Raw genomic sequence first — 10,292 nt, 5'->3', positions numbered from 1 at the left:
ACAAGAAGAAAGAGAAAAGACAAAAGCCCAACAGCAGCAAATTGAAAAAGAAAAAGCAGAGATTGCGGAAACAGAGAGAGAGGCAAAGGAAGAAGCAAGGAAAGCTAAAGAAGAAGCAGAACGCTTAAAAGCAGAAATAAAAGCTTACGAGAAAGCAAAAATACAAGAAGAACAACAAGAAAGAGAAATATTAAAAGCTGACTTAGAGCAGGCAAGGAAAGAGGAAAAAGAAAGAAATGCTTATGAGAAAAAGCTTGCCGCAGAGGCAAAGAAAAAAGCAAGAGAAGAGGAAAAACAGATTGATGCCGAAATAAAAGCTTATGAGAAGGCAAAAATAAAAGCCGAAAAAGAACGTACAAAGAGAATAAAAAAAGCGGAACAGGAATATCAAAAGTTTAAAAAAGAACCAGAAGTGAAGCAGGACGCGCGTATAATGGAGTATGAAATAATGCTTGCAGAAGAGCAGAGGAAAGAGGAAGTAAGAATAAAAATAGAGAAAGAAAAAATATTGACTGAAAAGAGAAGTGCGCAGTTGGCTCAGGCAAAAAAGGTAGAAGAGAAAAGAAAGAATATTTCAGGAGAAATCACCGATGAAGAGCTTTATGAAAAAAAGAAAGAAATAGAAAACAGAATGTTAAAGCCGATAATAGAATCGTTTGAAGTAAAATTTATGTCGGGAAAATATGAATTAACTCCGCATTGGAAAATAGAGTTGGAAAAACAAAGTGAAGCGGTAAAGAAATATACATATAATAAAATATCAATAGAAGGTCATGCGGATGCAACGGAACAAATGCCAAAGAAGTTATCAAGATTAAGAGCAAAAGCAGTGTGTGATGAATTTATAAATAACGGAATTCCCGCTGAAAAGATAAATTATACAGGTCTGTCTTCGGTCTTACCGGCAGCAGCAAATGACAATGAGGCAGGCCGAATGGCAAACAGAAGGGTAGTGGTGATTATTGAGTAGCTTGGCAGCTTGGAAATGACTAAGAAATTTGATAAAGCAGAATCGTATAAAGATGTAAAGAAAGTAAATGTTGTCAAAAGGACACTTTACACAATATTTTTGACATTCCCGATAAACCTTTTATTCCCGGCTATTCTTCTTCCTCTTCATTTTTGCTCGTTCTTTTTCTAGCCAAATGGTTTAGTATTTTTTTTCTGAGTCTTATCGATGACGGCGTTACCTCTACAAGTTCGTCGGGAGCAATATATTCAACGGCTTGCTCAAGGCTGAATTTTATCGGAGGAATAAGCATAGGAGCGTCGTCAGAACCTTTGCTTCTCATATTGCTTAATTTTTTTAATTTACATGGATTAACGACTAAATCTTTATCTCTTGAATTTTGTCCCACAACCATTCCCGCATAAACTTCAACTCCGGGGTCGACAAAAAAAATGCCTCCGCTTTGTAGATTATCCAGAGCATAAGCAGTAGTTTTGCCGGATTCCAAAGCTATAAAAACTCCGTTTTTTCTTAAATCTGAAATGTTTACTTTAGGCATGTAATTGTAAAAACTGTGATGCATTATACCTTCTCCTCTGGTATTTGTTAGAAATTCGCTTTTAAAACCTATCAGCGCTCTTGATGGAATTATATATTCTAATCTTATTCTATTTTCTCCTTCGCTTGCCATATTTTCAAGTTTTGCAGAGCGTTTCCCAACAAGCTCAAAAATCGCGCCTTGATATTGGCTGTCTATATCAAGCGTCAAATATTCCATAGGCTCGCAAAGTTGTCCATTTTTTACTTTGTAAATTACTTCCGGCGAAGATACGGCAAGTTCAAATCCTTCGCGGCGCATAGTTTCAATTAAAATCGTTAAATGAAGTTCTCCTCTGCCCGAAACTTTAAACTTTCCTTCTCCTGAAAGAGGCTCGACTTTAAGCCCGACGTTTGTTTGCGCCTCTTTTTCAAGTCTTTCTTTAAGATGACGGCTTGTTAAAAATTTTCCTTCGCGGCCTGCAAAAGGTGAATCATTGACAAGAAAATCCATGGACACAGTAGGTTCGTCTATAGAAAGAGGAGGAAGCGGTAAAATATCGTAAATTCCGCAAACCGTATCGCCAATTTCAACGCCTTCAAGTCCTGCTATTGACACTATATCTCCAGCCCTTGCTTGTTCAACTTCAACCTTTCCAAGTCCTAAAAATTTATCTATTCTTACAGCTTTTGATATTTTTGCTGAAGATGTGCCTTTTTTGGAGTTAACTAAAGCTACGGGTTGTCCTTTTTTGACAGTACCGTTTAAAATTCTCCCTATTCCGACATGTCCGAGAAAATTATTGTAGTCAAGCATAGTTATCTGCATTTGCAGGGGTTTCCTATCATCGGCATCAGGTGGAGGAACATATTCAAATACAGCGTCAAAAACAGGTTTTATGTTTACGCCTTTTTCTTCCATTACTCTGCTTGCCCAGCCGTCACGTCCAGAAGCGTAAAGTATCGGGAAATCCAACTGTTCGTCTGTTGCGCTGAGTTTCATAAACAAATCAAAGACATCGTCTATTACGCTGCTGGGATTTATATGTGGTTTATCCATTTTATTGATAATGACTATTGGGCACAGTCCCAAAGCCAGCGCTTTGCGAAGCACAAATCTTGTCTGCGGCATAGGACCTTCGGCTGCGTCTACCATAAGTATTGCACCGTCTACCATTTTTAAAACTCTTTCCACTTCGCTGCCAAAATCCGCATGTCCAGGTGTATCCACAATATTGATTGTATTTCCATTGAAATTTACCGAAGTACATTTTGCAAGAATTGTAATTCCTCTTTCTCTCTCTAAAGGATTAGAGTCTAAAACCATTTCCTGTGCTTCATCGACTTTTACGTCGAATTGCCCTGCATATTTAAGCAAAGAATCTACAATTGTCGTTTTTCCATGATCAACATGTGCAATAATGGCTATATTTCTGACGTCATTTCTTTTCATATTTGATTAATTAAAAAAAGCGACCCATAATCTGCGGGGTCGTATTTTTCTTCCTTTTATAAATTTTTAATATTATATATTTTATTAATTTTTTTTACAAATAAACATCTAAATCTTGGTCTTTTCGTAATTTTTCGCCATGTAATTCATTGACATAGTATGTGGGAGTTTTATAAAATAGATTTTTAAAAATGCAAGGAGTTTTTATGATAATTTTAACTGGCGGCGCGGGTTTTATAGGAAGCTGTTTTCTCTGGAAACTTAATAAAGAAGGCATAGACACCGTGCTTGTTGTAGATCATTTAAACGAGTCGGAAAAGTGGAAAAATCTTGCAGGGAAAAAATATTACGACTATATACAAAAAAATGATTTTTATAATGCCGTAATTAACAGACAGGTTCCCAAACCCGAAGCTATAGTGCATCTCGGAGCATGCAGCTCCACGACGCTGACTGACGCAAATTATTATATCAAAAACAATTATGAATATTCAAAAGTTATGGCTTTATGGGCTTTTGAACTCGGGATTCCGTTTATTTACGCTTCTTCTGCGGCGACGTATGGAGATGGTGAAAACGGTTATGATGATGAAGAATCAAAACTTATAAAACTTTTTCCACTGAATATGTACGGATATTCGAAGCATATGTTCGATTTATGGCTGCAGAGCAATAAGTATATGGATAAAGCTGTGGGAATAAAATTTTTTAATGTTTTCGGCCCCAACGAATATCATAAAGGCGATATGAGAAGCATCATATGTAAAAGTTATGATGAAGTCGCTGAAAAAGGCGTTTTAAAACTCTTTAAATCTTATAAAGAGGAATATGCGGACGGCTGGCAGAAAAGAGATTTTGTTTATATAAAAGATGTTGTCGACGTCATCTGGTTTTTTCTTAAAAATCCTTCAAAGACCGGCATTTTCAATTTGGGCACTGGAAAAGCGAGGACGTGGAACGATATAGCGAAATCCATGTTTATTTCCTTAGGAAAAAAAGAAAACGCTGAATATATCGAAATGCCCGAACATCTTAAACTTAAATATCAATATTTTACGCAGGCCAATATGACAAAACTTCGTGCGGCCGGATATGACAAACCTTTTATGGAACTTGAAGATTCCGTTAAAGATTATTGCGATTATTTAAAAAATAAATCTTATTTATAAAATATACGGAGACTTCATGAAACTTATTAATTTTTTAAACTTGTTTGAGAAACAGACCATTCTTGTTATCGGCGATACTATGGTGGATAAGTTCATATGGGGAAAAGTCGCAAGAATTTCTCCAGAAGCGCCTGTTCCCGTAGTCGAAATCACAAAAGAAACCAAAACTTTAGGCGGCGCGGGAAATGTCGCTAACAATATTACTTCTCTAGGAGCAAAAGCAATAATCGTAAGCACAATCGGTGAAGATAATACGGGAAGAGCCATGATTGATATGCTTAAGGAAAGAGGCATTAATTCGGATTATTTGGTTTATGACCCTAACAGACCGACGATTATAAAGACGAGAATTATCGCCACAAATCAGCAAGTAGTAAGGGTTGACAGGGAAATTAAAGGTATATTTTCACATTCGACCGAATTGAAAATAATAAAAAATGTTGAAGCTCTTATGCCTAAAGCCGATGGAGTAATAATTTCTGATTACGGCAAAGGCGTCATAAGTCAAAAAGTTTTAAAAAGAACTATTTTTCTTGCGAAAAAACATAAAATCCCGATTACCGTCGACCCTAAAATAGAAAATTTCAAAAAATATAAAAAAGTAACAGCGATAACGCCTAACACGAAAGAAGCGATTGAAGGCATGAATGCCAAAAATATTGCTACGGAACAGGATATTGAAAATCTTGGAAAGAAGATTTTAAAAATGTTAAAATCTGATTCCGTTCTCATAACGCGCGGCGAAATGGGGATGACTTTGATACAGCCCAATAATAAAGTTACGACAATACCTACGAGAGCTAAAGAAGTTTATGACGTTACTGGCGCTGGGGACACCGTTATTTCTACCATGACTTTGGCCCTGGCCGCAAAAGCGGATTTGGTAAGCGCCGCAGAAATTGCCAATTTTTCCGCAGGTATAGTCGTTGCCAAATTCGGTACGGAAACAACTAGCCATGACGAACTTAAAAAAACAATAATAGACTTTTACAAATGCAAATAAAATGAAAACGGCAGTTATTATTCCTTCGAGGTATGCTTCAAGTAGGTTTCCGGGAAAGCCTTTGGCTTTAATAAAAGGGAAAGCTCTTATATGTCATGTCATTGAAAGAGTCAGAAAGTGTAAAAAAATAGATTTAATTGCCGCGGTTACCGATGATGCAAGAATTTATAAAGTTGTAGAAGACTTTGGCTGTGAAGTTTTTATGACACCTAAAACCTGTAAAAGCGGAACGGATAGATTGGCTTTTGCTGCTGCAAAATATTTAAGCGGTTACGAAATTTTTATTAACGTACAGGGTGATGAACCTTTAATCGATACTACTTTGATAGATTCTATCTCTGAAGAACTGAAAATAAATAAGAAACTCGAGTGCGTTACAGCAGTTTTTCCCATAAAAAAAGAAAAAGACATAAATAATCCCAATATAGTTAAAACGGTTTTCGACAAAGATAGGTACGCTTTATATTTTTCACGTTCCGCTATACCTTATAATAGGGATAAAATAAAAAATGTCAAGTATTTCAAGCATATGGGCATATATGGATACAAAAAAAATTTTCTTATAAGTTTCTCAAAATTGAAAACCGCGTTGCTTGAAAAAACAGAAAACCTTGAACAGCTCAGAATCCTTGAAAGCGGTAAAAGAATAAAAATTATAGTATCCGCCAAAGATTCAGTAGGCGTTGATATTCCGGAAGATATTTTCAAAGTCGAAAAATTTTTACGATAGAGCGGCATAAAAGGATATGTAAATGTCAGATAAAAAAATTAAAATCGGTAAGAATATAATGTTGGCGAACAATCTGCCTTTTGTTTTGATTGCGGGTCCATGTGTTATAGAAAGCGAAAAACATACGCTGGTAATTGCGGCGAAACTTCAAAAGATTGCCCATAAGTTTAATGTGTCGTTCATTTTTAAAGCTTCTTATGATAAAGCAAATCGTTCTTCAATATCGTCTTATAGGGGACCCGGAATTGAAGAAGGACTTAAGATATTATCGAAAGTCAAAGAAACACTAAATCTTCCGGTTATTACAGATGTTCATACAGAAGAGCAGGCGGGAATTGCCGGTGAAATTGTGGACATGATACAAATTCCGGCATTTTTGTCACGGCAGACGGATTTAATAAAAGCCTGCGCTCTTACTGGAAAACCGATAAATATTAAGAAAGGCCAGTTTTTAGCCCCTGAGGACATGGACAATGCCATAAAAAAAGCGCAAAAGTTCGGCAATAATAAAATTTCTTTAACCGAGCGAGGAGTTTCTTTTGGCTACCACAATTTAGTTGTCGATTTCAGAGGATTGGAAATAATGAAAAAAACAGGGTCTCCGGTTATTTTTGACGCTACGCACAGCGTGCAGCTGCCTAGCGGACAAGGTATAAAAAGCGGCGGGGACAGAGAATTCGTAATGCCTTTGGCAAAAGCCGCGTGTGCGGTCGGCGTGGCGGCCCTTTTTCTTGAAACGCATGAAAATCCACAAAAGGCTCTTTCAGATGGAGCAAACAGTATTAATTTTAAATATTTAGAGGATATTCTTAAGCAAGCGATTGCAATAGATAAGGCTGTAAAATGAAAATTACTGATTTTTTCAAATCCAAAGATTTATCAAATAAAGATAAAAGCAGACCGTGGATACCTACTTATAGATGGATGAGCATTACGGCGTTTATTATTTTAGTCATTTTGATAATTATTTTTTTTGTTTTAAATATTATTTTAAAACCTTACATGAGAAAACTTCCTCCGGAGATAACGCCGTGGCTGGATAAATCAAAAAAAGAAATAAGAGCAGAACAGCCTAAACAAATTGAACAGGGGCAGCAAAATGACGCAGTCCAAAGTTAAGCTGATTAAAAAGGCCAAAGGCATTAAACTTATTGCCTGTGATGTCGATGGCGTTTTAACGCGCGGCGAAATTATAGTTTTTAACAATGGAGAAGAAATTAAATTGTGGAATGTCAAAGACGGTCTCGGTTATCATGAGCTTAAACAGATAGTGCCTCCTATAAAAACGGCGTGGATTACCGGAAGAGAGTCCGAACAGGTAAAATGTCGTGCCGAAAGTATGGGAATAAATTATTTGGTGCAAGACTGTATGGTCAAGAAAACCGCTTTTAACGACATATTGCGCAAAGCCGGAATTAAAGCCTGTGAAGCGGCTTATATCGGTGACGATATAGTGGATATTCCGGTAATGATGCTTGCGGGCTTTGCGGCATGTCCATTGGATGCCGTAGAGGAAGTTAAAAAACATGCAGATATGGTTTCTTCTTTTAAAGGCGGCGAAGGTGTTGTCAGAGATGTTATTGAAACGCTTTTGAAAGCTAATGGCAAGTGGAAAGAAGTTTTAGAAAAATATAAATGAAAATAACCGCGATATTTAAAAACGTCAGAAGGAAATGCTATTATTACGGTGCGTATTTTGCCACAGTGATAGTTTTATTTTTGCCTTACAGATTTTCCGTTACCATACTTGCGAAAATTTTTGGCATACTGGCTTATTATTTTGCGATAAGTGCAAGGGTCAGAGCTAAGCAAAATTTAAAAAGGGTTTTCCAGAAAAAAACTAAAAAAGAGATAGCCGCTATAACAAAAGAAATTTTTATAAATCAGGCAAAAAATTTTTTTGAGTTTGCCAATTTTCCAAAAATCGATCCCGCCTTTTTAAGAAGCATTTCCGTCATTGAAAATAGCCATCTTATAAAAGAAGGGATAAAAAGGGGAAAAGGTATACTTTTTGTAAGCGCGCATACCGGCAACTGGGAAATTACGGCTGCGGCGGTTGCAGATATGGGTTTTCCCGTAAACGTTGTAGCAAAAAAAATATATATAGAAGAATTGAACGATATGCTCGTAAATTATAGGATGGGCAAAAATGTTCGTGTTATTTTAAGAGACGCTCCCGATACGGGCAAAAAACTTCTTAAAGCTCTCAAAAGAGGTGAAATAATAGCCATGCTTATAGATCAGGATACAAGCGTTCCTGGCGTTTTTGTAAACTTTTTTGACAGACCAGCATGGACGCCTTCTGGACTTGCGGTTTTAGCTTTAAAGACGGGCGCGGAAGTTTTAGTCGGCATAGATCAAAGAATCGACAAATACGGACACAAAACCGTCGTTTCTGGACCGTTGACAATAGAGACTTGCGGAGATTTCGATAAAGACGTGATAAATCTTACTCAAAAAGCTTCTTTGGTCTTGGAAGAGCATATAAAAAGATATCCTGAACAATGGGTGTGGTTCCATGAAAGATGGAAAACAAAGAAGAAAAATTAAATTTTACGCGGCGGTTTTTGCAGTTTTTATTTTATGTTTCGGCTGCAGACAGGAAAAAACTGTTATTGAAAAAACTCCGCTGATGGTCGAACAGTTGGTCGAGCAGTTTACGATAACCGAAACAGAAGAGGGAAAACTTAAAATGGTTTTGGAATCGGACTCTGCAATTATTAACGAAGAAAAAAAAGAAGCCGTTTTAAAATTGCCGAAAATTAAATTTTATAAAAACGGCGAATATGTTTCGACACTTGTAACTGAATCCGCCGCTATAGATTTGGATACTTATGACGTTTTAGGCTATGGCAAATGTACGGTTGACAGCGCTAATAACGAACATCTTCAAACGACAGATTTACAATATAATGCCAAAAAAAATGTCGTTTTCAGTAACAATAATGTCAAATTGACAAGGCGGAATGAAATCGTTTATGGCAAAGGATTTGAGGCGGATACAAATCTTGAAAAAATTATCATTAAAAAACAAAGAGTTGAACTTAATAAGAATCTTTAGTTCGTTAGTTTTGTTGTTTTGTTTTTTTGTTTTATCCTTTGCCGAAGGTTTTTCTTCAAAAAAAACCGTTATAACTGGCGATGAGATGGAAATAAGGAGATCAGGAGATATTACAATTTCCAGAGGCAATTCAAAAGCTGTTAACGGAAAAAATACGATAGAAGCCTATAAAATGACGTACGATAAAACAAAAGAACTCGTTAATGCTTCCGGAAATGTAAAACTGTTTTCGAAAACCGATGAAAATGAACTCGTAAAAGCTTACGGCGATTTCGCGTCATACGATTTAAAAGGCGAAAAAGGAAAACTTTGGGGAAAAAAGACTTTTGTGGAATATTTTATGAAAGATTCTCAAATGCCTCTTATGTTAAACGCCAAAGAGATATATCTGGACAAGAACCTCGAAATGCTGAGCGCTTATAAAGATGTAGAAATAATAACTTCTTCAGGAACGATTGTTTCGGATAATGCGGTTTTCTATAAAAAAACGTCAAGCGTTGTCACGGTAAAAGACAAAAAAAGGCCGGTTGCGGACGTTTATTATGATGGAAGAAAAGGTCTCTATGAAGCCGACAAAATGACTTTCTATAATTCTGACGATAATAAAAAAATATTAATGAATGGTAAAGTTACTGGAAAGATTGAAATGGAAGATGAAATAAAATGATATTGAGAGCAGAAGAACTTTTTAAGAAATATAAGTACAGAATGGTTGTAAACGGAGTGAATATTCACGTTAAGCAGGGAGAAGTCGTGGGACTTTTGGGTCCTAATGGCGCGGGAAAAACAACTACGTTTTATATGACGGTCGGGCTTATTAAACCCTATGATGGCAGCATTTATCTCGATGATAAAGAGATAACAAATTGGCCGATGTATCAGCGTTCGAGGGCTGGCGTCGGTTATCTTTCACAGGAACCTTCCATATTTAGAGGTCTCAGCGTTGAAAATAATTTGTCCGCGATTGCTCAAATGCTCCCGGTTTCAAAAAAAGTGCAAAAGGAGAAAGTCAACAATCTACTTGAGGATTTCGGTCTTACCAAACTCAGAAAGCAGCTCAGCATTACTCTTTCCGGCGGCGAAAAAAGAAGGCTTGAAATTGCCAGAGCATTGGTAAACGACCCAAAATTTTTGCTTCTTGACGAACCTTTTGTAGGAATAGATCCGATAACCGTTTCGGATATTCAGGGAATAATAGCGAAACTTAAGACCAGAGATTTGGGGATACTCATTACCGATCACAATGTAAGAGAGACTCTTGAAATTATAGACAGAGCATATATAATTTATGAAGGCAAAATACTTCTGGAAGGAAATGCTAAAGAGCTTCTTGAAAATCCAAAGGCAAAAAAAGTATATCTCGGAGAAAATTTTAAGATGTAAAAAGCGT

12 protein-coding genes are annotated in these 10,292 nt (G+C 36.6%); 11 read left to right on the top strand and 1 reads right to left on the bottom strand.

Annotated elements, in window-relative coordinates; translation table 11 throughout:
• Positions 1 to 970 (top strand): OmpA family protein (locus LBD46_05990; protein ID MDR2426709.1); only part of this gene is annotated, 970 nt, incomplete at its 5' end.
• 130 nt (positions 971 to 1,100) lie between these two features.
• Here the strand turns inward: LBD46_05990 and typA are convergent.
• Positions 1,101 to 2,939, bottom strand: coding sequence for a translational GTPase TypA (gene typA / locus LBD46_05985; GenBank protein ID MDR2426708.1), 1,839 nt, complete (start codon positions 2,937 to 2,939; stop codon positions 1,101 to 1,103).
• Between the two features lie 206 nt (positions 2,940 to 3,145).
• Here typA and rfaD point away from each other — a divergent pair, with 206 nt between their 5' ends.
• From rfaD to lptB, 10 genes are read left to right on the top strand one after another with little or no spacing between them, the layout of a single operon-like run.
• Complete coding sequence (gene rfaD / locus LBD46_05980; GenBank protein MDR2426707.1) at positions 3,146 to 4,108, top strand: ADP-glyceromanno-heptose 6-epimerase; 963 nt, start codon at positions 3,146 to 3,148, stop codon at positions 4,106 to 4,108.
• 16 nt (positions 4,109 to 4,124) lie between these two features.
• Complete coding sequence (rfaE1, locus tag LBD46_05975; protein ID MDR2426706.1) at positions 4,125 to 5,111, top strand: D-glycero-beta-D-manno-heptose-7-phosphate kinase; 987 nt, start codon at positions 4,125 to 4,127, stop codon at positions 5,109 to 5,111.
• Position 5,112: 1 nt separating this feature from the next.
• Positions 5,113 to 5,841, top strand: coding sequence for a 3-deoxy-manno-octulosonate cytidylyltransferase (kdsB, locus tag LBD46_05970; GenBank protein ID MDR2426705.1), 729 nt, complete (start codon positions 5,113 to 5,115; stop codon positions 5,839 to 5,841).
• Between the two features lie 22 nt (positions 5,842 to 5,863).
• Positions 5,864 to 6,688: a 3-deoxy-8-phosphooctulonate synthase gene (gene kdsA, locus LBD46_05965; GenBank protein ID MDR2426704.1), complete on the top strand. Its 825-nt coding sequence runs from the start codon at positions 5,864 to 5,866 to the stop codon at positions 6,686 to 6,688.
• A complete protein-coding gene (locus tag LBD46_05960; GenBank protein MDR2426703.1) occupies positions 6,685 to 6,960 on the top strand; it encodes a hypothetical protein in 276 nt (91 codons plus the stop codon). Before kdsA ends, LBD46_05960 begins: the two co-directional genes overlap by 4 nt.
• Positions 6,941 to 7,480 carry an HAD hydrolase family protein gene (locus LBD46_05955; GenBank protein MDR2426702.1) on the top strand — a complete coding sequence of 180 codons (540 nt, stop codon included), beginning with the start codon at positions 6,941 to 6,943 and terminating at the stop codon, positions 7,478 to 7,480. Before LBD46_05960 ends, LBD46_05955 begins: the two co-directional genes overlap by 20 nt.
• The gene (locus LBD46_05950; protein ID MDR2426701.1) at positions 7,477 to 8,391 is read left to right on the top strand and encodes a lysophospholipid acyltransferase family protein; all 915 of its coding nucleotides are present in this window, start codon (positions 7,477 to 7,479) and stop codon (positions 8,389 to 8,391) included. The genes LBD46_05955 and LBD46_05950 overlap by 4 nt, the downstream gene beginning before the upstream one ends.
• Positions 8,360 to 8,902 (top strand): LPS export ABC transporter periplasmic protein LptC, encoded by a 543-nt coding sequence (gene lptC, locus LBD46_05945; protein MDR2426700.1) that lies wholly within the window; start codon positions 8,360 to 8,362, stop codon positions 8,900 to 8,902. The genes LBD46_05950 and lptC overlap by 32 nt, the downstream gene beginning before the upstream one ends.
• Positions 8,850 to 9,569, top strand: coding sequence for a hypothetical protein (locus tag LBD46_05940; GenBank protein MDR2426699.1), 720 nt, complete (start codon positions 8,850 to 8,852; stop codon positions 9,567 to 9,569). The genes lptC and LBD46_05940 overlap by 53 nt, the downstream gene beginning before the upstream one ends.
• Positions 9,566 to 10,285, top strand: coding sequence for an LPS export ABC transporter ATP-binding protein (gene lptB / locus LBD46_05935; protein MDR2426698.1), 720 nt, complete (start codon positions 9,566 to 9,568; stop codon positions 10,283 to 10,285). Before LBD46_05940 ends, lptB begins: the two co-directional genes overlap by 4 nt.
• Positions 10,286 to 10,292: the final 7 nt, after the last annotated feature.

This window comes from Candidatus Endomicrobium procryptotermitis, assembly GCA_031279415.1.
Taxonomy (GTDB): domain Bacteria; phylum Elusimicrobiota; class Endomicrobiia; order Endomicrobiales; family Endomicrobiaceae; genus Endomicrobium_B; species Endomicrobium_B procryptotermitis.
The sequence above is the reverse complement of the archived record's forward strand: the minus strand, read 5'-3'. Positions and strand labels throughout refer to the sequence as shown.